17 protein-coding genes are annotated in these 25,980 nt (G+C 69.1%); 12 read left to right on the plus strand and 5 right to left on the minus strand.

Features of this window, described 5'->3' with window-relative positions; translation table 11 throughout:
- Positions 1-235: 235 nt before the first annotated feature.
- The 5 genes from J2S55_RS35280 (at position 236) to J2S55_RS35300 (ending at position 10,119) form a co-directional block, all read left to right on the plus strand.
- Positions 236-6,766, plus strand: a complete 6,531-nt coding sequence (locus tag J2S55_RS35280; RefSeq protein WP_306869889.1) for a PKD domain-containing protein — start codon at positions 236-238, stop codon at positions 6,764-6,766.
- Positions 6,767-7,431: 665 nt separating this feature from the next.
- A complete protein-coding gene (locus J2S55_RS35285; protein ID WP_306869891.1) occupies positions 7,432-7,833 on the plus strand; it encodes a hypothetical protein in 402 nt (133 codons plus the stop codon).
- 231 nt (positions 7,834-8,064) lie between these two features.
- Positions 8,065-8,589 (plus strand): hypothetical protein, encoded by a 525-nt coding sequence (locus J2S55_RS35290; protein ID WP_306869894.1) that lies wholly within the window; start codon positions 8,065-8,067, stop codon positions 8,587-8,589.
- Complete coding sequence (locus J2S55_RS48425; RefSeq protein ID WP_370879729.1) at positions 8,531-9,130, plus strand: pyridoxamine 5'-phosphate oxidase family protein; 600 nt, start codon at positions 8,531-8,533, stop codon at positions 9,128-9,130. Before J2S55_RS35290 ends, J2S55_RS48425 begins: the two co-directional genes overlap by 59 nt.
- A 578-nt stretch (positions 9,131-9,708) precedes the next feature.
- Positions 9,709-10,119, plus strand: coding sequence for a cupin domain-containing protein (locus tag J2S55_RS35300; protein WP_370879730.1), 411 nt, complete (start codon positions 9,709-9,711; stop codon positions 10,117-10,119).
- Between the two features lie 103 nt (positions 10,120-10,222).
- Here the strand turns inward: J2S55_RS35300 and J2S55_RS35305 are convergent, their stop codons facing one another.
- Both J2S55_RS35305 and J2S55_RS35310 read right to left on the minus strand, forming a co-directional pair.
- Positions 10,223-10,471: a hypothetical protein gene (locus J2S55_RS35305; RefSeq protein WP_306869901.1), complete on the minus strand. Its 249-nt coding sequence runs from the start codon at positions 10,469-10,471 to the stop codon at positions 10,223-10,225.
- A 267-nt stretch (positions 10,472-10,738) separates the two neighbouring features.
- On the minus strand, positions 10,739-16,102 hold the full coding sequence (locus tag J2S55_RS35310; protein WP_306869903.1) for a type I polyketide synthase: 5,364 nt from the start codon (positions 16,100-16,102) through the stop codon (positions 10,739-10,741).
- A gap of 383 nt (positions 16,103-16,485) precedes the next feature.
- On the opposite strand from J2S55_RS35310, the gene J2S55_RS35315 reads away from it, so the two are divergent.
- Together J2S55_RS35315 and J2S55_RS35320 are read left to right on the plus strand one after the other, a co-directional pair.
- The gene (locus J2S55_RS35315) at positions 16,486-17,235 is read left to right on the plus strand and encodes an SDR family NAD(P)-dependent oxidoreductase (protein WP_306869907.1); all 750 of its coding nucleotides are present in this window, start codon (positions 16,486-16,488) and stop codon (positions 17,233-17,235) included.
- A gap of 321 nt (positions 17,236-17,556) precedes the next feature.
- A complete protein-coding gene (locus J2S55_RS35320; RefSeq protein ID WP_306869910.1) occupies positions 17,557-17,685 on the plus strand; it encodes a hypothetical protein in 129 nt (42 codons plus the stop codon).
- 143 nt (positions 17,686-17,828) lie between these two features.
- Here the strand turns inward: J2S55_RS35320 and J2S55_RS35325 are convergent, their stop codons facing one another.
- Positions 17,829-19,259: a class I SAM-dependent methyltransferase gene (locus J2S55_RS35325; RefSeq protein ID WP_306869914.1), complete on the minus strand. Its 1,431-nt coding sequence runs from the start codon at positions 19,257-19,259 to the stop codon at positions 17,829-17,831.
- A 342-nt stretch (positions 19,260-19,601) separates the two neighbouring features.
- Positions 19,602-20,969 (minus strand): serine hydroxymethyltransferase, encoded by a 1,368-nt coding sequence (gene glyA / locus J2S55_RS35330; RefSeq protein WP_306869916.1) that lies wholly within the window; start codon positions 20,967-20,969, stop codon positions 19,602-19,604.
- A gap of 569 nt (positions 20,970-21,538) precedes the next feature.
- Between glyA and J2S55_RS35335 the strand changes: the two genes are divergently transcribed.
- The 4 genes from J2S55_RS35335 (at position 21,539) to J2S55_RS35350 (ending at position 24,460) form a co-directional block, all read left to right on the plus strand.
- A complete protein-coding gene (locus J2S55_RS35335) occupies positions 21,539-21,676 on the plus strand; it encodes a hypothetical protein (protein WP_306869917.1) in 138 nt (45 codons plus the stop codon).
- Positions 21,677-21,722: 46 nt separating this feature from the next.
- Positions 21,723-22,082, plus strand: a complete 360-nt coding sequence (locus J2S55_RS35340) for a BlaI/MecI/CopY family transcriptional regulator (RefSeq protein ID WP_306869919.1) — start codon at positions 21,723-21,725, stop codon at positions 22,080-22,082.
- Positions 22,079-23,026 (plus strand): M56 family metallopeptidase, encoded by a 948-nt coding sequence (locus tag J2S55_RS35345; RefSeq protein ID WP_306869922.1) that lies wholly within the window; start codon positions 22,079-22,081, stop codon positions 23,024-23,026. The genes J2S55_RS35340 and J2S55_RS35345 overlap by 4 nt, the downstream gene beginning before the upstream one ends.
- A gap of 528 nt (positions 23,027-23,554) precedes the next feature.
- Complete coding sequence (locus J2S55_RS35350) at positions 23,555-24,460, plus strand: coiled-coil domain-containing protein (protein WP_306869923.1); 906 nt, start codon at positions 23,555-23,557, stop codon at positions 24,458-24,460.
- Between the two features lie 128 nt (positions 24,461-24,588).
- On the opposite strand, the gene cmtR is transcribed toward J2S55_RS35350, so the two are convergent.
- Entirely contained in the window at positions 24,589-24,921 is a 333-nt protein-coding gene (gene cmtR / locus J2S55_RS35355) for a Cd(II)/Pb(II)-sensing metalloregulatory transcriptional regulator CmtR (RefSeq protein ID WP_306869926.1), read from the minus strand.
- 83 nt (positions 24,922-25,004) lie between these two features.
- Here cmtR and J2S55_RS35360 point away from each other — a divergent pair, with 83 nt between their 5' ends.
- The gene (locus J2S55_RS35360) at positions 25,005-25,934 is read left to right on the plus strand and encodes a cation diffusion facilitator family transporter (RefSeq protein WP_306869929.1); all 930 of its coding nucleotides are present in this window, start codon (positions 25,005-25,007) and stop codon (positions 25,932-25,934) included.
- Positions 25,935-25,980: the final 46 nt, after the last annotated feature.

The following is a 25,980-nucleotide window of genomic DNA, read 5'->3' on the forward strand; positions in this document are numbered from 1 at the left end:
CCCACGCTTGGCGGCCGCCGGCGACTGCAGAGCGCGGAACGAGCCGCGCGGCGGCCACTTCGCTACGGGTCCCCGGCAAGCCCGCTACAGGTGAGACCAAGCATGTCGCAGGAGCGGGCGACCACCATCGGTGACCGATCCGGCGTTTTCCCCGCGCAGGGACCCGAGCCCGGCGTGAACCCTGCCGCACATCACCGAACCGTGCCGACGGCACGGCCTGGAACGAGGAATTTCCTTGAAGAGACTCATCAGGCGCGCCTCCACCCGATGGGTGGCGTTGTCGCTGGCGGCTGCGGTGGCCGGCGCCCCCGCCCTGCCCGCATCCGCGATCGCCGCATCCCCGCCGGACCCGTCTCCGGGCAAGGGAGCGGCAGCGGTCTCCGCCTTCAGTGGCCCGTTCACCGATCTCGGCAGCCTCAACACGATCCAGGGTCAGGTCGGAGGAATCAACAACAAGGGGCAGGTCGCTTCGGCGATCAACCGCACGTCGGACCCGATGGAGGCGAAGAACGGAGCCGTGCTGTTCTCCGGCGGCTCTTTCACGGATATTCACGCGAGCCTCGGCGACGTCGTCTACAGCCGCGCCCGGGACGTCAATGACGACGGCACCGTGGTCGGCACCTACGGCACCCATTCGCAGTCCTACATCTTCAAGGACGGTGCGGTGACGCGGATAGACCTGCCGTTGGCGACGGCCCTCAACAACAAGGGGCAGGTCGTGGGCCCGGCATGGATACGGGACCCCGACGGCTCCGTGTTGAGACTTCAATCCTGGCAGAATCAGCGCATCGAGGTCTCCTCGCTGAACAACTCCGGTTCCGTGGCCGGCGGCGCGGACATGAACCCCGACCCGAAAGTGATGGACTTCCGGGCCTTCCGCACCAAACCTGGCGAGCCGGTCAACCCCATACGAGACCGCCTGGAGTACATAGGGAGCACGGTTGCGTTCGACATCAACGACAAAGGGCAGGTCGCAGGCTACGGGACGGACAGAAACGACGGTTATGTCCCACTGATCTGGGATGCGAACGGCACACCCAAGGAGCAACGGACAAGCCACGGCGGCATGGTGGACGCCATCAACAACGCGGGCATCGGGGTCGGAAGGATGTATGGAATAGATCGCAGATTTGCGGCCGCGATATATTTCGACGGGTACGGTACCGACCTGAACACCTTCGTCATGAACATGACCAACTTGGATTTAATAGCGGCGACCGGGATCAACGACGCCAACCAGATTGCCGGCATCGCGAAGGACGCCGACAACGTCGCCCATGCTTTCCTTCTCGATCTGGGGGCACCCTTCCCCGAAATTATGCAGACAGAGATCCAGTCTGCTGTATATCCGGATGACAATAATTATTCGAAATTGCATGGTGTGGCTGTCGACGGCAACCCGATGCGCATCGTTGTCGCCCTCAGGAACGCAAGCCCCCACCCCGTGACCGTGCAACTGCAGGCGTACCATTCCCCTAATCCCGGACATGACGACCTGGGGACGCCAATACTGGATAAACCAGAGGAGGTATACATCCGGCCGCTGAGCTCAGCGGACGGGTATTTAAGATGGTCGCCGAAGAAGACCTCGGGAATCGCCTGGGACAAGGGTGAGCCGGTCTCGCGTCGCTATGTTAAATTGCAGCTCCTCGTCGGCGGCGTTGAGAAGTTCTACCTCGAAAAGCATCTCGACGTCATGCCGAAGCCGACGGTCCTGGTGCACGGCTGGAAGAGCGACGCCCAGGCAGCCTGGGGAAACACCGGCGAGATCCTGAAGAAGATCCATCCCCGGATGGGGGTGTTCGCGGTCGGCGACGGCCAGTTCGGCACCGGACCTTCCGGCGGCACGCTTGACACCGGCACCGAGTCGGAGCCGTTCAAGCGGACCAAGATGCTCTGGGAGAACGCCGAGGAGATGGCGATGTACGTCGAGAACGTGCGCAGGAGGACGGGCGCGTTCCAGGTCGATGTCATCGCCCATTCGATGGGTGGGCTGATCACCCGGCAGTACGTCCAGACCAAGATGCCGAAATCGTCCATCCGCTTGCCCGCGGTGAACCGGATGCTGCAGATGGGCACCCCCAACATGGGGAGTTGTCTCGCGGACATGCTCGTGGAGGCGGCGAACCTGGGGGGTACCCCCGTTCCGTACTTCCCGGCCACCTACGAGCTCACCACGGATTACATGGACGGTGTGTTCAACCGTAAGTATCTGGATCTCAAGGACGTGCGGCCCTCCAACCTGGTGGGCGTGGGCAGGGCGGTGCCCTGTGGCCTGACTCCCCCCGACGGTGACGGGATCGTTCCGGTGTTCAGTTCGCGGTTCATCTACACGGACACCCCCAGGACCGGCACGGCGCATACGTCGATGACGTCCTCGGAGCCGGACTTCCTGGCCTACATCAGGCCGCGGCTCGCCGTGGCGCCGGACACGACCGGCACCGCGGGGCCCGCGGTCCCGGGGCTGAGGAAGGACGCCACCGTCGAGTCCGACACGGAAACCGCAGTCGGGGCCGCGGCCGAGGCCGAGGCGATGTCGACGTTCGCCACCTCGTCGACCACCGTGGAGCCGGGCCGGACGGCGAGTGTGCCGCTGGACGTTCCGCAGGGTACGGCGTTCGGCGTGACGGGAGTGCTGCCGCCGACGGTGGGACTGCTGCTGCGTGACCCGTCGGGCAAGCCGGCCGCGCAGTACGCGGCGGGCAGCGAGCAGGCCAGGCAGCCTGTTCAGGGGTTGAGCGTGGCCAAGCCGCGGGCGGGCGCGTGGAAGCTGGAGATCACGAACTCCGCGGCCGAGCCGGTCACCGCCACCCTGGGCGCCTGGGTCGCGGGCAACCCGGTGAAGGTGTCGGCGGTGAAGGCCGGGCAGTCCTCCGACGAGGGCCGGGTGCGGGTGGTCGCCGGTGTGACCGACGGCGGTGCGCCGGTCACCGGGGTGCCGGTGAAGGCGATCCTGCTCGGGACGGACGGCACGCGCCACGAGGTGGTGTTGCAGGACGACGGGGACAACGACGACGGCGCCGCCGGCGACGGCGTGTACGGTGCCGTGTCCGAACCGCTGGCCGACGGCGCGTACGGCATCACCGTCAGGGCCGACATCGCCAAGGGGCTGCGGACCGCGCGTGCTGTCGTCGAGGTCAGGAAGCCGGATCTGCGGGAGTTCGAGCTGACGCTGTCGGCGCAGCCGGGAGGATCGGTCACGGCGTCGCCGGCGCGGGACACGTACCGGGCCGGGACCGAGGTGACGATCACGGCGACCGCGGAGGCCGGGCGGATGCCGCTGGGGTGGACCGTCGACGGCGAGGAGCGGCCCGCCGGCACGCTGAAGATCGTGATGGACGGCCCGCACACGGTGGTGGCCCGGTTCGGGTCCTACACGGTGACCGAGCTGGGCGGGCTGCCCGGTGGGGAGGCGACGTCCACCAGTGCGGTGGCGTTGAACGACCGTGGTCAGGTCGCGGCCACGACGGTGAAGGACGGCAAGCGGCGCGCGGTGCGCTGGGAAACCGGTGCGCTCACCGACCTGGGCGGTCTGCCATGCACCGCCGGCCCGTCCTCCCACGATCAGTGCCATGTGGAGGCCACGGGGATCAACGAGGCCGGGGATGTCTCCGGGTACGCGGTCACCTCGGTAGGCGACAGCAACGTGCAGCACCCCGTGCTGTTCGGCAGGGACGGGTCGGTCGCCGATCTGGACCAGTCTTCCGGCTACGTGGGCGCGGCATTGGATGTGAACGACAACGGTCAGGTGTTCGGCGTCAAGGACGTCAGCCGTGAGGGCGGCAAGTGGGTGATGTGGGATCAGGGACCCGCGGTCGAGCTGCCGGCCACCCTACCGTTCCACGCGTACTACGGTTACAGCAGCGGCAGCCAGACCAGTGCCGCGGCACCGCGGATCAACGCGCGTGGCGCCGTGGTCGGTGCGCGTGTGAACGAGACGGACTTCTTCGGGACACCCGTCGGCTGGGCTCCGGCGGTCTACCAGGACGGAGTGACCGGCGAGCTTCCCAGGCTCACGGTCCCGGGGAGGACCTGTGACACGCCCTATGGCGCCGCATACGACATCAACACCACCGGTGTCGTGGCCGGTTCGTGGGCGTGCAGCCGGGTGAACTCCGACCAGCACGCCGTGGTGTGGCAGGACGGCCAGGCGACCGATCTCGGTGTGGGTGTGGCGAGCGCGGTCAACGACTCCGGACTCGTGGCCGGCAGTGCGCTCGACCCGGACGTCTCCACTTCGTTCAGGAAGGTCTTCGAGCCGGTGCTGTGGCTGGAGGGCGTCAAGTTCCCGCTGGCGGGTCTGCTGCCCCGGCCGTTGTGCCCGCAGGAGGAGGACGACACGACGGTGCCGTGCATGGGCCTGCGCTGGTTGTACGACGTGAACGCGGCGGGCCAGATCGTGGCGCAGGGGTTCGTGCGGGATCGGTCGCCGTCGACGGAGGGGTTCGTCGAGTCCCGGCGGTCGTTCCTGCTGACCCCGACCGTGGCGCGGACGGATCTGGAGGTCACCGCCGAGGTGTCGGCCGGCGAGCCGGGGCCGGCCTCGAAGGTGACCTGGACGGCCACCGTGACCAACAAGGGTGACGACACCGCCACCGACGTCCGGCTGGACGTGCTTGTCCCGCAGGCGGTCACCGGCGCGACCTGTGACACGTGGCGGGGTGTCTGCTCGGCGATCAAGGGTGGGTTCCGCAACACGGTCAAGGTGCTGGAGCCGGGCTGGTCGGCCACCGTCGAGGTGACCGCGACCGTCCCGGCCGGCACCGCCGACGGTACCGAGCTGAAGACCCGGGTGATGGCGGCCAGCCTGGCGGTGTCCGACCCGAAGATCACCAACAATGGGGCGGAGGTCACCTCGACGGTGCGTCCGCTGCTGAACCGGTCGGGGGTGAACTGGCTGGAGCCGGTGGAGGTGGGCCAGGTCAGTCACGAGGTGGCGGTGACGTTGACCAACCGGCTGAACGGGCCGATCCCGTTGAAGGTGATCGCGGTCAGCGGGCCGTTCACCCAGTCCAACGCCTGCCCGGTGGAGTTGGCGGTCGGCCAGGCGTGCACGGTGCAGGTGAGGTTCGCTCCCACCGCGGAGGGCCCGGCCGGCGGCACGCTGACCTTCACCACCGCCGACGACGTCCAGCCGGCGTTCACCGTGCCGCTGACCGGTCAGGGGGCCAAGGCCGGCAGCACGCCGGTCGTGCAGGCGCCGGCCGAGCCGGTCCGGGGCCAGGTGGGCAGACCGTTCACCCTGCAGGTTCCGTTCACCGACTCCGAGGCCGGAGACACGCATACCGCCCAGGTCGCCTGGGGTGACGGACCGCCGGTGCCGGCGGAGGTGACCCCGCAATCCGGTGGGGGCACCGTCACGGTGACCCGGACGTTCACCACCCCGCGCACCGGCATCGCCCTGGTGATGGTCACCGACGGCAGCGGCAGGACCGGGTCCGCGGGCGTGCCCTACGTGATCGAGGAAGCGACGCCCAACCAGTCGCCAAGGGTGCTCGACGGAGCATCCGACGTCGAGCTCACGGTGGGGGAGACGCTGCGGCGCACCGTGACCTTCACCGACCCGGACTCGACCTCCTGGACGGCCACGGTGGACTACGGGGACGGTTCCGGCCCCCAGCCGGTCACGCCCGACGCCGCCAAGCAGATCACCCTGGAGCGCCAGTGGGCCACTCCCGGGACCTACCCGGTCACGGTGAAGGTCACCGACGACGGCGGCCTGGAGACCGCGGCCACCTTCACGGTCACGGTTGTGCCCGCCGAGACACCGAACCAGGCCCCCGTGGTGAGCCTGACCGGTCCGGACACGATAGAAGAGGGTTCGCTCTGGAAGGCGGAAGGGGCGTTCACAGACGACGACTCCACCTCCTGGACGGCCACGGTCGACTACGGCGACGGCAACGGGCCCAGGGAGCTGAATCCGCAGGGCAGGCAGCTGACGCTGGAGCACACGCCCGGCGACGACGGTGAGCGCACCGTCACGGTGGCGGTGACCGATGACAAGGGCGCGACCGGCACGGTGACGCTGAAGCTCCGGGCGGCCAACGCCGCGCCGCGGGTGAGGCTGGAAGCGCCGGCGGTGGCGAAGGTCGTGCCGGTGGGTCAAGCGATCTCGCTCAGCGCGTCGTTCACCGATCCGGGCAGCGCCGACACCCACACCGCCACGTGGACCGTCGGCGGGCAGCCGGTGACCGGTGCGGTGGCCGAGAACGGTGGCACGGGCACCGTCAGCGGATCGCACGTGTTCACCCGGGCCGGGCGCTACCCGATCTCGGTGACCGTCACCGATGACGACGGCGGTGCGGCCACCGCCGGCTCCATCGACGGCAAGCAAGCATACGTACTGGTCTACGACCCGGCCGGATCCCTGATCGGGGCCGGGCAGACGGTCTCGCCCGCCGGGGCGTGCACACTGAACGCCGAGTGCGCCAGGCAGGACAAGGCGACCTTCCACATCACCGCCCGCTACCGCCACAAGGCCACCACCCCCACGGGCGGGCTGCACTACGACGCGCCCGGGTTCGACCTGCGGGACACCTCCTACACGGTGCTCGCCGCCAACGGCGGCACGGCGGTCCTGCACGGAGAGGGCAAGGTCAACAAGACCGTCGACGTCGTCTACGAGATCACCGCGGTCGACTCCGGCAAGCCGGCCGACCGCACCGACAAACTGGTGGTCAGAGTCTGGAAGAAGAACGGAGAGCTCGTCTACGACAACAGCGCCTCTCCCTCGCCGGTGACCGGCGTCATCCGCGTCAGCGGCTGAGCCTGGCGCTTACGCGGGCCTCACCGGCCGAGGCCCGCGGGCACCGGCTCACACCCGCGGTCACCCGCGAACCGGTTGAGAGACGGCAAGCGTAAAGCGGAGCCCAGATCCCGCCCGTTCACTGAACGGGCGGGATCTGTCGTGTCTGGGATGAATCGACGTCTGCGGCGGCGGGCGTGAGCACCGTCATGCGAGAACGGGAGCAGGGGCCGCCCGCGTGATGCACCAGGACATTCCCCTCGACCTTTGGGCGGCCTGTTCGGGGGCCCGTCACGCGGTCCCTGCGAGCGCCGAGGCGCGGCTTCAGGGTCGCATCACCCACATATCAATCGCCCGTGGCCTCATCTCCTCGAACTCACCGACCCCCACATCGCCCACAGGAGTCGCGCACGCGCCGGAAATCCACGGATGCGGAGACCGGACGTTTCCAGCGGCTCGCAAGGTCGCCTGTTTAGGCTCGCCTCTCGTTACAGGATCTTCCGGCGATTGGAAGACAGCGGGGGAGGAGCCCATCATGAACGGATTCCTTTCTCTTGGAATGCCGTGTCCGCCGGCCTGATGGCCGACGGCCGGCACGGCTGAGGCCACCCTTCGGCGCGATCCTCCTCTACTGGGCGAGGTCGCGAGCCGTACCGGCGAGTCCCGTTCTCCGGAAGGAACAGTTCTTGAGACGTCATCTGCCCCTGGTGATGAGCGCGGCGCTTCTCGTCGCCCTCGCGGTTGGAGGCCGGGCGGCCGGAGTCGAGCAAGGCGGCCGGATCCACGCGGTCAAGACAATGTTCGACGGCAGCGGCCTGGAGGCGGCGGTCCGTCCAGGACAGGCACTCCTCGGCCCGCTCCCGGAGACCGGTGTGCCGGTAACCGTGGTCGAGCACGAGCCGGTCCGGGCCACCAGTCATGGCCAACTCATCGGCCAGGCCTCCGACAAGCACGGCGACAGCGGGGCTCCCGTCTTCTCCCTCATTAACGACACAGCCGGTCCGGAAAGTACGACCCCTGCTGCACAAGCTCCGTGTTTCCTTCTGACGCCCCTGCAACGCGAACGCACCAGCGGCAAGATCACATGACGCCCGCCGTTGATCTACAAACCATGGAAACCCTGAGAACGACTGGTGAAGGGACACAGGGCGCGAGGCGATGTTCCCCTAACTTCCCACAAGTTCCTTCTATACCTTTCCCCTCGTCCTTCACTGACGCATGAGGTCCACGTGACGCCCCACGACAGACCAGGGAGAAAGTAATGAAGCACACTCTCGCTCTCAGCGGGATCGCGGCCGGCCTGCCGGCCTCCGCACCCCGTGGGACAAGAAGGAGTCCTACAAGAAGTTCGTCGTTTACGACGAGATCTGGCAGCGGCTCCGGGGGCCACCAAGGACAAGATCGTCGACATCGCTCAGAAGGACGTCGGCGCCCTCGGTGCCAGCATCGGCGGCCAGGGCCTGGCCTGCAACCAGAAGCTCGGCACGCCGGTCTTCGAGTTCGGCTACGCGAGCGGGAAGCATCCGGGCGGCAACTACGCCTTCACCGGCAAGACCCTCAAGTGGGCCTACGGCAAGACCTTCAAGGCGACCGCCCCGTCGCTGAGGGCCGAGGAGCCCGTGGGTATCAGGTCCGCCTTCACCGGTGAGAGCTCCCTTGGCTCGCGCCGGCTCCACCGTTACGGCAACACCAAGCGTCTTGATCACCTGAACGGTGTGACCGTCGCCGTGTCCGACACCGACGGCGACAAGCGCATCGACACCAGCGTCTCTCCGTACTTCGACGGTGAGGCCCTGGCGGTGTGCAACGTGGCCGCGAAGAACCGGTCCGGCAAGATCGTCTGATCTGTCCCGGCGGTTCCAAGTAGTAAGCGAAGGGTCCGGCCTCCAGCCAGGCCCCAGCACCATCAACCATAGTGAACAAGGAGAGATCCCATTGAGCCTGCCCCCGCTCTCCCTCGCTGCCCGAACGGCACTGCTCGACGAGCTGCACGTGGGCGTGATGTCAGTAACTGCTGGTCCTGACCGAGCACCCCTGACCACACCAGTGTGGTATCTGGCCGAGCCGGACGGTCGCATCCATGTGATAACTGGGGGCCGGACGCGTAAGGCCACGCTGCTGCGCACCGCGGGACGAGCCGCGCTTTGCGTACAGGACGAGCGCTCGCCGTATCGATCAGTCACGGTTGAAGGTGCCGTCACTGTGAGCACGGTCGACCCGGATATCCGGCGGCGCATCGCAGAACGGTACCTTGACCCCGACGCGGCCTCCGTCTATCTCTCCATGACCGCTCCTGAGGAGCCGCAGATGGTCTTGGTCACGCTTGTCCCCGAGCGATACATGACCGCTGACTTCGGCCCGCTGCTCGTGGCCATGGCGCAATAGCCGCCGAGCAATCCGCGTAAAGCCATGCCGGCAGGTCCGGCTGTGCCCGTTCGGCGCTGTCCTCAGGGCCGGCCGGCCGTTCTCCGAGTTGATCAAGGGCAGTGGCCGGCCCACCGACGACCTCGACCGAGGCGGGCGCGCAGCAGCGGCGCCGGCTGTTCCCACGCGTCCTCGAGATCGGAGGTAGCTGCGGCGTCGCACCCGCCCGGGACGGCGGCCACCGAAGTCGTCCCGTCCGGTCCGGGGAAGCTGCCTCCAGTGCTCCTCGCCGAGGCCGACGACCAGGTGGCACAGCCGCTCGTCGGCGCCCGCCGCATCGCGCAGGTGGCGGGCGCCGTCGAGGGGACGCAACCCGGTGTCGACCAGCGTGTCCATCGCTCCGGCTCCGCCCGCTCCGCATCACTGATGATCAGCCTTTGGGGCAGTCCCCGAGCCCTGGCGGTGGGCTTGACCATCCGGACCGCGGTCCTATAACTTGCTCTTATCCGGACCACGGTCCGTTTTTTTCACCCCTGTGCAGGAGGTCACTCGTGTTCAAGAAGGCGACGCTGGTTACCGCGGCAGCGGCACTGGTAGTAATGGCGACGGGAACGGTGAGTTCGTCCGCCGAGGCGCGTCCCGCACGCGCCGTCGACGGGGTCGTCTACCACCATCACAAGGACGGGGGGTCGCCCTGCGAAGGCTTGGACGGATGCACCTTTGTCCAGTTGAAGGGCGACCCGAAGACCGGAGCGTCGGAGGCGATGTTCACCCTCAAGGCCGGCACCCCGTTCTCTCCGCACTGGCACACCAGTCCGGAGCACGTTGTCGGGGTCTCGGGCACCATGCTGTGGCACGTGAAGGGCCGCAAGACGTACCGGGTCGGTGCCGGCGACTACCTGTACTACCCGTCCAAGGCGGTGCACTGGGGCAAGTGCGCGCCGGGCGCCGACTGCGTCTACTACGTGTACGACTCCAAGCCGTACGACTTCCACCCCGCCGAACGCTGAGGTGGCGTCGGTGCGTCCGCCAGCACGGGCAAGGGCGAGGCCGGCCCCAGACGGACGGTGACGGCGGCTTCCAGGCCGGGGAAATAAGCATCGAGGGCCTGGTTCAGCTCACGTCGGAGTCCGCGCTGCTTGAGATGTTTTCCAGCAGCGCGAATGCTTTTCCGGCGATGTCCAGCGCGGTCCTGGTCTTTCCGAGTTCACCGGCGAGCTTGTCGTTCCGCGCTTCGGGTTTGGCCGCGTCCGCCTTGCAAGCGGCGGTGAACGTCCGGCGTACCGGCCGACTCGGTCGACTGTCGGTCGCGTGATCATTCTGCCCCGTTGTGGCGGCCTGGTCGGCGAAGGTCGTCGTCACTGTCTTGGTGGTCCCATCTCGCCCTGCTCCGCAGCAAAAGGACTCAGGGGAAGCGCCCGCGCTCACCGAGCAATCCGTGACGCGGACGTCGCCCTGGTCGGCCTGCCCGGAACCGTGATCACGGCGATCAAGGACAAGGATCGCTCGACCGCCGCACATCGGGAGAGCATCCGGACGGTGCGATTTTCGCGCCGCCAGGTCGGGCCGGATCGCACCGTCCGGATGCTCGCGGAGCGGGACCGCTGCCGACGTTCAGCCGCTGAGCGGTCAGACCCGCTCGGGGTCACTTGCCGGCTCCCTCAGGTGGGTGAGGGCGACGGTGGAGAGGTCCCCGATCGTCCTGCGCTGCAGGAAGACCGCCACCGGCAGGGTGACGCCGAGGTCGGCCGCGACGCGGTTGCGGAGCTGCACCGCCATCAGGGAATCGAGGCCCAGGCGGTGTGCGCGCTGCGACGGGTCGACCTTCTCCGGGGGAAGCTGGACGACGGCCGCGACCTGCGCACACAGGTAGGCGGTGATGAGCCGCAGGGCCTTCTCGCCGCCGTCGGCGAGCATGTCCGGCGTCGGAACGGGTCCCGTCTCCTCCCTCACAGACCCCTCTTCGACCAGCTCCCGGAGCAGGGAGGAGCCACGCAGGGCGGGGAAGTGACGGGTCCACGCGGTGGGGTCGAACGACATGACCGATGCCTGGGCCGGCGGGTCGGAGAGCAGGCGGTCGAGGATCGTCAGCGCCTCGGCGGGAGCGAATCCGGCGAATCCTCGCTCGTCCAGTCGGAGATCGTTGCCCGCCTTGGCGACCTGTCCCGTCGCGGCCCACTGCCCCCAGTTGACGCTCAGAGCGGGCAGCCCGGCGGCACGCCGGTGCCAGGCGAGCCCGTCCTGATAGCCGTTGGCGGCGGAGTAGTTCCCCTGCCCCGGCGACCCGATCACCGAGGCCGCCGAGGAGTACAGCAGGAAGAAGTCGAGGGAGAGGTGGCGGGTCAGCTCGTGCAGATGCCACGACCCCTCGACCTTGGGCGGCATGGGGGTGAAGAACCGCTCCCGGTCCAGCTGCGCCAGCGTGCCGTCATCGAGGACGACGGCGGAGTTGACGACACCGCGGAGCGGCGGAAGGCGCCGGGCCAGGTCGTCAAGGAGATTCGCGACGTCCTCACGGGACGCGATATCCGCCGCGACGAGGTGGACCCGCGCGCCCGCGGCGCGCATCGCGGCGATCCGGTCCGCCGCGCTCGGCGGAGCGCCCCTGCGGCCCACCAGGACGACGTCCCGCGCGCCGTGCCCGACGAGCCACTCCGCCGTGAGCAGCCCGACCCCGCCGAAGCCGCCGGCGATCAGATAGGTCCCGTCGGACCGTACGGAGACCGGACGCGCGGGGGGAAGCGGACGGCGACGGAGCCGGCTCGTGTACCTGCGGCCGTGCCGCAGGGCGATCTCGGTCTCCGGACCGTCGTGCGCGATCTCGGCCAGGAGGGCGCAGACCGTGGCGGGATCCGGGTCGGCAGGAAGGTCGACAAGCGAGCAGCGCAGCTCGGGGTGCTCATAGGGGATAACTCGGCCGAGGCCCCACACCGCGGTCTGCGCGGGGTCGACGTGGTCGTCGCCGTCCGGGGACTGGGCGGCGGTGGTGACCAGCCAGAGGCGGGGCGGAGCGCCTGTGCCCGTGCCGGTCAGCGCCTTCACCAGGGCCAGGATGTCGTGGCAGCCCTCCAGGGCAGCCGATCCGGCCGCCCCCTCCGACGGCGGCGTCGGCACGAGCACCACACCCCGGGGAGGCCAGGCCCCGCTCTCCGTCTGCTCCTCGGTCAGAAGCTTCCAGTCCTCCATGGAGGCGAGGTCGAGGGCACGACGGCCGGGCGCGAGCCTGCGGTAATCGGAGCCGTGGCGCACCAGGAGCGGCCGGGCACCGGTCGCCGCGAGACGGGAGCACAGTTCGGCGCCGAGGGGGGAGTCGCCCACGACCAGCCAGTGATCCCGTTCAGGTACGGGCTCAGCCAGGGGCTGAAGCTCCGCCCATTCCACGCCGTACAGCAGCCGGCCGGCCCTGTGCTCGACGACTTCGGGGAGCTCGCTGACCAGTCGCCTGAGCTGGAAGCCGTTGATGGAGGCGAGCAGCCGGCCCTTGTCGTCGCTGATCCACACGTCGAACTCCACCAGGTCCGGCTCCGGCCGCGCCGTCCGCACGGCGGTGGCCCACAGCCGCGTGCCCGGCTCTGGCCGGGCATGGACCCGGCAGCGCCGTGTGACCACCGGCAGGTGGGTGTCCTCCGCCGCGGCGGTATCGCCCAGCAGGGTCATCACGGGCTGCAGGGCCGAGTCCAGCAGTGCCGGATGGAACAGGTAGCGTCGCAGCCCGGGGGCGATGCCGTCGTCGACTCTCAGCTCCGCGGCCACCGCCCCCTCGGCACGATGAATCGCGACCACCGACTGGAAGGCCCCCGTCTGTTGGATGCCCCGGCGGTGCTGCGCCGCGTAGTGCTCCGCGACCTCGACCGTCTCCGGATAGCAGGTGAGATCGGGCGGGTCGATCCGGTTCTCCAGCTCGGGAGGCGGACAGGGGCGCAGCACGCCGGTGGCGATACTCGACCACTCGGTGGTCCCGCCGCCGGTCGCGTCGGCGACGTGACACGTCCAGCGGCGCCGTCCGTCGTCCCCGGTGGCCTCAAGGCGGGCCTGGAGACGCTGGGGCGTCCCGGGGGCCAGGAAAAGGGCGCGTTCGAGGCGGAGGTCCTCCACCTCGAACGCGCCGTCGTACGCCTCCTGCCCGGCGGCCAGGGCGAGTTCGTGGTACGCCGTGCCCGGCAGTATCGGCATGTCGTGGACCCGGTGGTCGCTGAGGTACGGCAGCCGTTCGAGGTCGACGGTGAAGTCCCAGATCAGGGTGTCGCTGGGCGCCAGGGTGAGCGCCCTGCCGATGATCGGGTGGCCTCCGGCGTTGCTCGCCGCACCGCCACGCGCCGCCGTCCGGTCGGCCGTCTTCCAGTACCGCTTGCGCTGCCACGGGTAGGAGGGGAGGGTGACGTCGGCCGTCCCGCCGGGCTGCAACCGGGAGAAGTCGACGGCCCGGCCGTTGACGTACAGTTCGGCCGCGGCTTCCAGGAGGGCGGTGCGGCCCGGCGTGTCGCGGGTGAGGGCGGTGACCGCCACCCCGTCTCTGCCGGTGTGGCGCAGGTTCTGCTGGACGGCGCGGGCGAGCAGCGGGTTGGGGCTGAACTCCACGAAGGTGTCGAAGCCCGACTCCGCCAGATGCTGGACGGCGTCGGCGAACAGGACGGGCTCGCGCAGGTTGTTCACCCAGTACGCCGCGTCCATGCCCGGTCCGTCGATGAAGCGGCCGGTGACGGTGGAGATCAGCGGAACGTCGCCCGACCCGGGGCGCAGGGGGGCGAGCAGTTCCAGCAGCGGGTCCCGGAGCGGGTCCATCTGCGGGCTGTGCGAGGCGATGTCCACCTGCACCCGCCGTCCGAAGACGCCCTCGGCGTCGAGGTCGCGGAGGGTGGCGTCGATCTCCTCTGGCGTGCCGGCGAGGACGCAAGAGGTCGGTCCGTTGTGCACGGCCAGGACCGCCCGGCCGCCGCGCTCCGCGATCAGCGCCTCGGCGCGCTCGGCCGACAGTTCGACTGACGCCATGGCGCCGCGGCCGCTGGTGGCGCGGATCAGTCGGCTCCGGCCGCAGATGATCCGGGCGGCGTCGTCGAGGTCGAGGACTCCGGCGACGTGGGCCGCGGCCACCTCGCCCATGGAGTGTCCGATGACGGCGTCGGGCTCGAAGCCCCACGAGCGCCACAGGCGGACGAGTGCCACCTGGACGGCGAAGATCGTCGGCTGGGCGACGTCGATCTCGGCGAGGCGGGAGGCCTCCGGGCCGGCGCTGAGTTCGGCGGTCAGCGACCAGTCCACGTAGTGGCGCATCACCTTCTCGCAGTCGGCGATCGCGGCGGCGAAGACCGGCTCCTCGTCGAGGAGGTCGCGGCCCATGCCGAGCCACTGCGCCCCCTGGCCCGGGAAGACCCACGCCGTACGGCCCGTCCCGCCCAGATCGTCGGCCTCGCCGGTGTACACACCCTCCGCGTGGCCGTTCGCGGCGTACGCGTCCAGCTTGGCCGCGGCCTCCTCGGCCGTACCGGCGACCACGGCCAGCCGCTGCTCGTGGTGGCTGCGCCGTACCCCCGCCGCGGGGGCGACCTGGTGCAGCGGGGTCGTCCTCAGCAAGTCGCGGTAGCGCGCCGCGAGCGCGTTGCGGGCGCCGGGGGTGCGTGCCGAGATGGGCAGCAGCATCGGGCGGTCGCGGTTCTCGCGGTTTCCGTCCGGCCGGGCGGCTGAGGGTGGCTCCTGGAGGATGATGTGCGCGTTCGTGCCGGTGACGCCGAAGCTGCTCACGCCCGCCCTGCGGGGCCCGTCCTGGTCGGGCCAGGGTTGCCCCTGGTCGCACACGCGTACCCTGATCTCGTCCCATGGGATGGAGGGGTTGGGGGTGGTGAAGTTGAGGCTGGCCGGGAGCCAGCCGTGCTTGACGCACAGCACGGTCTTGATCAGGCCGGTGACGCCGGCGGCGCCCTCGGTGTGCCCCAGGTTGGTTTTCACCGAGCCCACGAGGAGCGGGCGATCCTCGGGCCGTCCTTGCCCGAGCACTCCGGCCAGTGCAGCGATCTCCACCGGGTCGCCGACGCTGGTGCCGGTGCCGTGGGCCTCCACGTACGCGACGCTGGCCGGGTCCACCCCCGCGTCGCGATAGGCCGCCCGCAGCGCCGCCTGCTGTCCGGCGACCTGCGGGGCCATGAAACCGTCCGAGTGCCCGTCGTTGCCGGCGGCGGCGCCGCGGATCAGGGCGTGGATGCGATCCCCGTCGGCCACCGCCCGCGACAGGGTCTTCAGCACGACGATGCCGACGCCCTCGCTGCGGACGTAGCCGTCGGCGCGGGCGTCGAACGCCTTGCACTGGCCGTCCAGAGCCATCATCGCGCCCTGGGAGAACCCGATGCCGTGGTCGGGGGTGAGGATGGCGTTGACGCCACCGGCGAACGCCACGTCGCAGGATCCCGCCCGCAGCGACTGGACGGCCAGTTGCACGGCGACCAGGGAGGAGGAGCAGGCGGCGTCGAGTGCCACGCTCATCCCGGTGAGGTTCAGGGCGTAGGAGATGCGGCCGGCGTTGCCCCCTCGGGTGCTTCCCGCGACCGTATGCACGTCGAGCTCTTCGAGCACTCCTGACTGGCGGTCCCAGTAGTCGCTGGTGATGACCCCCATGAAGGCCGCACCGGTCAGTTCCGGCATGCGCTCCAGCACCAGGCCGGCGTCCTCGAAGGCTTCCCAGGCCACTTCCATCACCATGCGGTGCTGGGGATCGGTGGCGGCGGCCTCGCGGGGGGAGATGCCGAAGAACTCCGCGTCGAACTCGTCGATGCCGGAAACGAAACCGCCGTACTTGGAGGCGAGCTTGCCGGGGACGCCGGACGCGGGGTGATGGACCTCCTCGACCGGGAACCGGTCGGAGGGGATCTCGGAAATCGTGTTCCTGCCCTGGCGCAGCAGCTCCCATAGTTCCTCGGGGGAGCGGGCGCCGGGCAGGCGGCAGGCCATCCCCACCACGGCGATCGGTTCTGGTACGGCCCGGGTGTCTTCGGTTCTGCTCAAGACAGAGTCCCCTGTTGCTGGTTGTGCGAAAGCCGGGAGCCGCACCCGCGTATCGAGATCACCGGGCGCGGCGTGACGTCGTGGTGGCGGGGCAGACGGAACCCGTCTGACCGCCCGCTGATCGAGCGGTTCTCATGATGTCTCCGGTCCTTGTCGTTGACTTGGAGACCTTGTGGCCGAAGTGGGATGCCTCAGGGCCGTTGGGGCGATCGGCGGCGAGGTGGACCGGGCCTGACCACGTGTCCTCGCCCGCTGCTCGTGGGTCCGGAGAGACGCCAAGTCGTTCACAACAGGTGCTGGCATGGTGCTCTCCGGCCGGACTCGACGCGCTCGACGTCGCGCCGATTCCAGCGATCGAACACGGTCGACAGAGAGGCGTGATCATGAGGAGAGCACTCGAAGGCAAGGTGGCACTGGTAAGCGGTGGTTCGCGCGGTATCGGTGCCGCGACCGCACGCGCGCTCGCCGAGCAGGGCGCGGACGTCGCGATCAGCTTCGTGGCCTCGGCCGAGAAGGCGGAGGCCGTTGTGGAGGACCTCGTCGGCATGGGCGTGCGCGCCAGGGCCTACAAGGCCGACCAGGGAAGTCCGGAGGAGGTCAAGGATCTGGTCGACGCGGTGGTGGAGCACTTCGGGCGGCTCGACATCCTGGTCAACAACGCGGCGGTCTGGGTTGTGGGGGCGATCGACGCGCCAGGCGCGGATATCGAGGCGTTCTCCCGCCAGCATGCCGTGAACTTCGGTGGGGTGGTGGCGGCGATCCGGGCGGCTGCCGGGGTGATGGAAGAGGGCGGCCGCATCATCTCGGTCGGCTCGGGGACAGGCACGCGGGTGGGCTGGCCGGGGCTGGCCGACTACGTCGCCACCAAGACCGGTGTCATCGGCTATTCCAAGGGGGCGGCACGGGACCTCGCACCGCGCGGCATCACGGTCAACGTCGTCCAGGCCGGCTGCGTCGACACCGACATGAACCCGGCCGACAGCGAGCTGGCGCCCACGTTCCTCGCCTCGGTGCCTCTTGGCCGTTATGCGCAGCCTGAGGAGATCGCCGCGGCGATCGTCTTCCTCGCCGGTCCCGGTGGCTCCTACATCACCGGCACCGTCCTGAACGTGGACGGAGGCTACAACGCCTGACGGCGGCCGACGCCGACGCCCTGCGCCAGTGTCCATCGGAGGACCCCGAAATCCCCCGTAAGGCGGACGGCTCGGGCGACGGCCGCCGCCGAGCAGGCAGATCGACGGCTCGCCCACAAGGAGGCGGCCTCATGGCGGGGCCGGGCCGTCATCGCGCACGGTGCCTCCGCAGGTGACCCGGAGACTCATGTCGAGTTGCTACCGCGTCAGGTCCGCGCCCTGCTGCAGGCGGGGGACCCCATCGGGGCGCGGCTGCGTCATTTCGTACATGGCTCGGGCCCCTGCTCGTGCTCATCCGCCGGAGGCCATGGGGACGCCGCCGTGAACGAAGCTCTCGCCACCTGCCTCGCCGACAGGTGCACCGTCCTCACCTACGACCGCCGTGGCCTGTCGGGAAGCACCACTGACGATCCCGGACTGACCTTGGCCACCGCTATCTCGGCGTCGTGAAGAACGACGCCCGGTTACCGGCAGGGGCACGGTCTTTCGCCAGGACTCTGGGTCCAGGTCGAGGGGGTGCTCACCTGCCGGCGGCTACAGGTCCCGAGTCTGCCGAACGGCGACGCGGTAGCTCTCATCAGATCGAGGTCGGGTCAAGCCGAAAGCCGGTAGACCTGAGTTTCGAGATTCAGGCTGAGTCGGCACTCCGTGGCGAAATAACTGTCCTGCGCTTCTCGGAAGATTTCCTCGCACCCGCGCTGCGCGCGCACGAAGGACAACAGGCTCCATGCGTCCGCTTTTCCGAGTCGAATCTCGTCCTTTCCGAAGACCGGTTCAGCGCCTCCCGTGTTGTGGAGCGTTGTCGAAAAATGCCGGACAGGCTCGAAGCCGAACTCGCGGGCGCGCCTTGGAAGGTCATTCAAGAGCAGCCGGTCGCCGACATAGTTGCGATCGTATATCTGCATCATTCGTTGGATTGCCTCCGGACCGGTGAAGCTGGCGTCGTTGATGTCGACGACGTACAGAAGCCCGGCAGGCCGCAGAATTCGGCGTATTTCGAGAAGGGCGAGGTCCGGACTGCGAAGATGGACGAACAGGAAGTTCGCCGTGACCACGTCTCGCGACGACTCCGGCTCGCCCGTGGTGTACGCGCTGCCTTCGCGGAAGTCGTACTCCGGAAATGCCGCGCGGGCTCTCGCGAGCAGCCCAGGGGCAGGTTCGACGCCGCGCACCTGGTAGCCCGCGAAGGATTTCTCCTTGGCGATCGTCGCCAGATATTCGCCCGGTCCGGTGCCGATGTCCAGTAGAGACGCGGGCGCAGGTGGGAATGGCGTCAGGGCCAGGCGCGGTCGCTGCTCCGCGAGTATCACCTGCCCCTGGGCTGTGAGGCGTGGCGCCTCCGTACCGAGGCGCAGTTGCTCCAGATAATGGTTCTCCGACCCGAGGCGGTCCACAGCGAGGAGGTTTTCACGCTTGCTCTCGGCGAGAAATCGGACAAGCGAGGGCACTCGAATGCCGTCGTCATCAGCCGAGTACTTCCTGGCGAGATCTCGATGGTTCAGATAGAACTCCTCCAGTTCCTCCTTCCCTTCTACTTTCATCACCACGACCGCGTCCTCACCCGAGCCGACCTGGGTGTGATAGGTAAAATTCCTTCTCGCGTATCGGTCGACAAGGTGCAGAAGCGTGTCGACATGGACGTAGAGAAAGAAACGGGACGGCCGTAACGACTCACTGATCTGACATGCCATGGAGGTCCCCATCTCTATACTGATGAGGTGGCCTCGATATTCTGGAAGTTCCACTCGCATGCCTATCCCGACTGTCGGTCCGTCCGTGTCCGACAGCTCCAGAGCGGCTAACTCGGGGGCCCCTGGTTCGTAGACGTACGCGGAGATTGCCGCAACAATCTCTCCGTCGGACATGGCGCAAAGGTGAAGGCCGTCCGCATCCCTGTCGCGATGTATTCTTTTCTCTGGCCAATTCATTTCGTCCACGAACACTCGCCTGCGAAGGTCGAGAATCGCTTCCCCGGCGTCGCTCCAGTTCAGCCAGCGTACTTCCAAGCCTCTTCTTCTGTTCATTTCTGAAGACCTCCTGGTCGAGATGATCGAATAATTATGGTAGGAGTCGGGCCAGCAATTCTCCGGCAATTGGATGCCATTGGTCCGACCCGCACCTCCTGCATCGCCGTACGGAAGTTCGGTTCCGGGTAATTGGCCGAGCGGTGCAGAGATCGGCGATTCCGGCGTCGAGAACCTCGTGATCAACCGGATTGTTCAGGTTGGCGTGTCGGCGGCCGCCCACCGCCGACCGGCCCTACTCGTGGAAATGCACCCCGAACCGCACAATGCCGGGGCCGCGACGGGGGCGTGGTTCGAGACACGGAAGACACAGGCACTCCCGCGAACCGCTGAGCCGGCCGATCATCTCGCGCTGGTTCCCATGGACGTCGGCAGGTCGGCGTCGTAAGGGAGCGGGAAGCGGCGACACAGGTCTCGTACGGAGGCGGTCACCTGTTCGCGCACCGGGTCCGGCAAGGTCACGCCACCGTCGGGCAGGAGGCGGGTGTGGGTGAGCACCGTGTCGATCAATTCGGCGCAGCGCTCCATCTGAGAGGGGCCCATCCCGCGTAACGAGACGGTGTTGCTGCCCAGGCGGACCCCGCTTGTCGTCGTGGCCCCGCGGGTGTCACCGGGGACCTTGTTCTTGTTGACCAGAACGTCACAGAACTCCAGGGCCCGCTCGGCGGCGGCGCCGGTGAGGCCATCCGGCACACGGAACAGAACGATGTGGTTGTCGGTGCCGCCGCCCACCATCTCATAGTCGCGTCTGATCAGCGCCTGGGCGAGCGCGTCGGCGTTGACGCGGATGCGCTGGGCAAGTTCGCGGAAGGCCGGATCCAGCAGCCGGCCCAGGGCACGGGCCTTTGCGGCGATGGTGTGCACCTCGGGAGAGCCCTGCATCAGCGGGAACACCGCGCTCTGGATGCGCTGGGACAGGGTTTGTGTGCCGTCGTCGCTGAGCATGTCCGCGTCTCGGCCCATCATGATCAGCCCGCCTCGCGGGCCGTACAGTTGTTTGAACGTACACGTCGTAGTGAAGTGTGCGGCGTCGATGGGGCTCGGGTGCAGGCCCGCGGCCACCAGTCCGGCAATGTGGGTGACATCCGCCAGAACGTAGGCGTCCACCTCCTCAGCGATGGCCCGGATACGGTTGAAGTCGATCAATCGGGTGTAGGAAGTGGTGCCACAGACGATCAGCCGGGGCTGGTGCGCGTGGGCGAGTTCGCCGAGCTGCCAGTAGTCGATCATCCCCTGGTCGTCGAGCCCATACGTGTGCACCTTGAAGAGCTTGCCGCTCAGGTTGACCGCTGCACCGTGGGTGAGGTGGCCGCCCTGGTCCAAGGCCATGCCGAGGATGGTCTCGCCCGGCTGGAGCAGCGACTGCATCACGCTGTGGTTGGCGAAGCTGGCGCAATGCGGCTGGACGTTGACGTATTGAGCACCGAAGACCTGTTTGGCCCGCTCGATCGCCAGGTCTTCAACCTGATCGACGTAGCGACACCCCGCGTGGTAGCGCTTGCCCGGGTACCCCTCGGCGGTGGCGTTGACGATGCTCGCGCCTGTGACGGCCAGTACAGAGGAGTCGGTGCCGCCGCTGGACGCCACCAGGGACAGCGACTCCGACTGGCGCCGGTGTTCGCTTTCGAGCAGGTCGAACAGCAGGGGGTCGTCACGGCGTAGCTTGTCGACACCCTGGCTCAGACAGCGGCCGACGGCGCTCTTGTTCATACGTGCCTCCCTGTGTTTCCGGCTCACCAGGCGCCGTCGTGGAGCAGGTGCGGTTCGACTGTCGGGGTTATGAATCTGTGCGCGTTGAGTGTCCGGACGCCGAGGCGGCTATCCGCGTTGCAGTCTTTTGGACCGCCCCGCAGGATCCCCGGCAAACTGGCTTGGTGTCCGGTGACGACACGGTCCGCCGGCTGTCAGCAGTCGAACGACCGGCGCCGTGCCGGCCCAGACCGCCAGGGGCAAAGGTAGACGGTCGACTTGCGGCCGACTTGTGATCAGAGACACCACCGGCTCAAGCGGCACGCCCACGGCGCCGGGCAGGTTGAGGTTCCCCCTTCGGCGTGGACACCCCTGACAATGGGGCTTGCCGTCGAAGTGCGGCGACGAGTTCAAGAAGGACGCGGTGCGGCTGGCCCGCGAGTCGGGCGCTGTGCGGATGTGGCGCGGAGCCGGTATGAACCGCGAGAGACCTTGCCGGTGTGGGTGCGCGAGGCCGAGCAGGCCGATGCGTCTGCTGACGGTCCGTACCGAGCTGGACGGGCAGGTCCGCTCGGTAGCGGCGGAGCTGGATGCGGATCGGCCGAGCCGGCCGGCGGGGCTGCGTGGACCGGCTGCCGGGCAAGGTCTGTATCGGCTACGACCGCGCCTACGCCGGCCTGCTCCGCGGAGCGTGCTTCGCCGCGGGCCGCCCACCTCGCGGCCGGTAGCCTTCTGAGTGAAGGATGGCCACGGAAGAGGTGGAGGGGCTGACGGGTGCGGCTCGGCAACCTGGAACGTTCGATCATGGAAGCGTTGTGGAACCACCCCGAGGGCATGCTCGCCCAGGACCTGGCCAACGCCCTGCCTTCGACGCCCGCGGTCACGACCGTGCTGACCGTGCTGGTGCGGCTGTCACGCAAGGGGCTGGTCATGCGCGAGCGCGTCGGCCGGGCCCACCTGTACCGCGCGGCCGGCGGCAAGGACGTCTTCGTCGCCGAGGCCATGCGTGAGGTGCTCGATGGCGCCGGCGACGTGGAGGCCGCGGTCAGCCGTTTCGTCGGCAGCGTGTCGCCGCAGGTGGCCGCCGCGCTGCGCGAGGCGCTCAACAGCCGGGATCTGGGCGAGGCGCCGTGACCGTCTGGCTGATCGCCGCGGCTGTGGCGCTGGTCCCGCTGCTGCTGGGCGGCCGGGCGGCCGAGCGGCTGGCCGGGGCCGGATGGACGCATCGCTGTCCTCGCGCCGCCTTGGTCATGTGGCAGGCGATCGGGCTGGCCGGTGGGCTGGGCGCGATCGGCATCGGCCTGGTGGCCGCGGTGGCACCGCTCGCCGCGGTGTTCCCGCACGGCGCGCACACTCTGTTCCGGCAGCTCGTCGAGGGCCGGGGCCTGGACGGTCTGGGGCCGGCGCACGTCGCCGCGCTCGTGTGGAGCGTCGGCCTGATCGGCTGGCTGGCGCTGCACACGGTGCGGGCCGCGCTGGGCACGGTCCGGGCCCAGCGCCGGCAGCGGCTGCTGGTGGACGTCGTGGCCGACCCGTGCGTGCTGCGTGATGCCTACGTGCTGCCCGGTGAGCGGCCGGTGGCCTACTGCATTCCCGGTCGCCGGGCCCGCATCGTGCTCAGCGCGGGGGCGGTGGAACTCTTGGGCGCCGAGGAGCTTGAGGCGGTGCTCGGTCACGAACGGGCGCACGCCGCGGGCCGTCACGACCTGCTGCTGCTCCCGTTCCTGGCGCTCGCGCAGGCGTTTCCCTGGCTTCCCGCCGCGGGCACGGCCCGTCAGGTCGTCCCCGTGCTGCTGGAGATGCTGGCCGATGACCGGGCCCGCCGGGCGCACGGCGAACTGCCGCTGGCCCGCGCGCTGGTACGGATGGCCGCCACCGCGACCGGCCCCGCCCCGGCGGGCGGTCTGGCCCTGGCCGACACCGCGGTCGTCCATCGTCTGGAGCGGTTGATCAGCGGTCCGCAGCGGCAACCACGCTGGGTGCCTGCCGCGGCCTACTGCGCCGCGGGCCTGCTGCTGAGTGGGCCGGCGGCCGTACTGGTCGCGCCCGTGCTGTGCATCACCATCTGGCGGATCTGAGACATCGGGCCGCCGCGCGCTGTGGGCGGCCCGTCAGGAGCCCGTCGGCGACAGGCGGCCCAGGTCGTACCGGTGCGGCGGCGGTGGATCAGCGCCCGCACCCCGAAGGCGCACGCCCCCGGAAACCGGGTAGCTGATCGAAGAGACCCACGTCGTGAGCACGGTCGGCCTTCCGTACGCGGTGATGGGCGCTGTCGCGTGCAGGACAGCGGACGGCGACAGGTCCGCGGTGCCGCGCGCTCCGCCGGCGGGCGGGCGGTGGAGATTTACGCTAACTTCTACACGCGATAGAAGTTCGATGGCCGCGGCCTCCCCGCAACGTCCCGTCCCGGCGTCGTGTCGCGTTTCGGGCGGGACGGTCTGGGAGCGCGGGCGTCCTCAGGCAGTGGCGGCCGAAGACGCCGGCCGGCCCGGCCGGCACCGGTGAAGGGAATTCATGTGGTACGGCGGTCACCCGGATCGCGATGGGCTCACCTCGCGCGCACCAGCGCCGTCGCGCTGGTCGTGATCGGCCTGTGCGGAGGTGTCGTGGGATCCGGGAACGCCGCGCCCCGGCCCGACGCCGAGCAGTTGCGCCGCCAGCCGGCCGGCCTGCAGAAGGAGTACGACGCCTTCATCGCCGGCTACAACGCCAATCGCATCGCGCTGGGCGACGCCCGAAACGCCGAGAAGCTCGCCGCGACGCGCCTGGGCCAGGCGCAGCGCGACTACGAGGCGGCGCGGACACGTGTCGCCGAGATGGTGCGGCTGAGATACCAGGCAACCCCGTTCGGCACCGGAACGCCCCTGCTCGCGGCGGGCGATCCGCACGCCTCCATCCACGCCGCGGCGCTCCTGCAGCAGAAGGCCGATGGGCAGACCGAGAATCTCAGGCGATTCGAGGAGGTGCGCGATACCCGCCGCCTGGCCCGCGAGTCGGCGGCCCGCCGGGCGCGCGAGCTTCGCGAGAAGGCCGAGGAGGTCGGCCGGGAGAAGCGGACCGCCGAAAGGCTCATCGCGAAGATCGAAGACGCGCTCGAACAGATCGTTCCGACTCCTGGCCTGCGCAGACCGGATGGCACCTGGGTGCCCGAGATCCCGGGAGGGCCGGACAACATCACCCCCCGGCTGCGCCTGCTGCGCACCCAGGCCGAGAGCCGGTTCGACATCCCCAGCGGCATCGGCTGCTACCGCACGCGCCAGGACGGCGGCGAGCATCCTCAGGGCCGGGCCTGCGACTTCATGATCACCCGCGGCGGGACATGGCCGTCGCCCGCGCAGGTCGCGTTAGGCGATCGGCTGGCGGCGTGGGCGATCGGGAACGCCCGGCGGCTGGGGGTCAAGTATGTGATCTACCGGCAGCGGATCTGGCAGGGCGGCGGCTGGCGGGCCATGTCCGACCGCGGCAGCATCACCGAGAACCACCAGGATCATGTTCATATCTCGATGTTCTAGGCCATGCCGTCCCACCGGCCGGGTGGGCAGGCGGGATCGGCCGGCCCGCGACGGTCGTCATGCGCCGGCCCCGTCGTACGGCGTCGCCGGCGCGAGAGCCTCATGCCACAGGCGATGCCGACATGGGCCTACTCGGCGGGATCCACCTCGTGCGCGTCGTGATGGTCGGGATCGACGGCGAGCGCGACGTGGACCAGATCCTCGATGGCATGGGCGAGGCGCTGGTCGGACAGCTCGTAGCGGGTCTGGCGCCCCTCGGGCACCGCGACGACCAGGCCGCAGCCTCGCAGGCACGCCAGGTGGTTGGAGACGTTCTGGCGCGTCAGCCCGAGATCGGCGGCCAGGCGCGCCGGGTAGGCGGGTCCTTGGAGGAGGGCGATGAGGATCCGGCAGCGGTTGGAGTCGGCCAGCGCTCGCCCGATCCGGGCCATCGCGTCCAGGCGCGTCGTGGCGGTGAACATGATAACCACAGTACACCATTTGCTGTATATACAGTGATTGCTGTATATACAGTAAATACTGTACTGAGTGGAGAGGGCGCATCATGGGATACGGGCACGGACATGGCCACGGGCACACGGAACCGACCGCGGCCGCGGCGCACCGCGGCCGCCTGGCGATCGTGTTGCTGCTGACCACCGTTGTGCTCGTCGTCGAGGCCTTGGGGGCGGTGCTGTCGGGCAGCCTGGCCCTGCTCGCCGACGCCGGGCACATGGCCACCGACGCGGCCGGTGTCGCCCTGGCCCTGTTCGCCATCTGGGTGGCGGGCAAGCCGGCCAGCGCTCAGCGGACCTTCGGCTACCAGCGGGCAGAGATCCTCGCCGCCGCGATCAACGCGGTCGTGCTGCTCGCCCTGAGCGCCTACATCCTGTACGAGGCCGTGCGGCGCTTCGCCGATCCCGAGCCGGTCGGCGGGACGGTGATGCTGGTGGCCGCGGTGGCGGGCCTGGTCGCCAACGCGATCGGGCTGTGGCTGCTGCGCCGGGGCCAGGCCGAGAGCCTCAACCTGCGGGGCGCCTACCTGGAGGTCCTCGGCGACCTGCTGGGGTCGGTCGCGGTGATCGTCGCGGCGGTCGTCATCGCGCTCACCGGCTGGACGACGGTGGACCCGATCGTCTCCGTCGTCATCGCCCTGCTGATCGTGCCGCGCACCTGGAGTCTGCTGCGCGAGGCCGTGAACATCCTGCTGGAGGCCGCTCCCAAGGGCGTCGACCTGGAGGAGGTCCGCCGGCATCTGATGGAGGCACCGGGCGTCCTCGACGTGCACGACCTGCACGCCTGGACCATCACCTCCGGCGTTCCCGTCATGTCGGCCCATGTCGTGGTGGAAGAGCGGGTGCTGGCCGACGGCGCCTTCGGCCAGGTGCTGGACCGGCTGCATGAGTGCCTTGCCGGGCACTTCGACGTCGAGCACTCCACGCTGCAACTGGAGCCCGCCGGGCACGCCGGCCACGAAGGCGCCCGGCACCGCTGAGAGGACCGCTCGCGGCCCCTTACGACTCTCATATCCGGCGTAGGGT

The sequence above is a fragment of the Streptosporangium brasiliense genome, assembly GCF_030811595.1.
Lineage (GTDB): Bacteria > Actinomycetota > Actinomycetes > Streptosporangiales > Streptosporangiaceae > Streptosporangium > Streptosporangium brasiliense.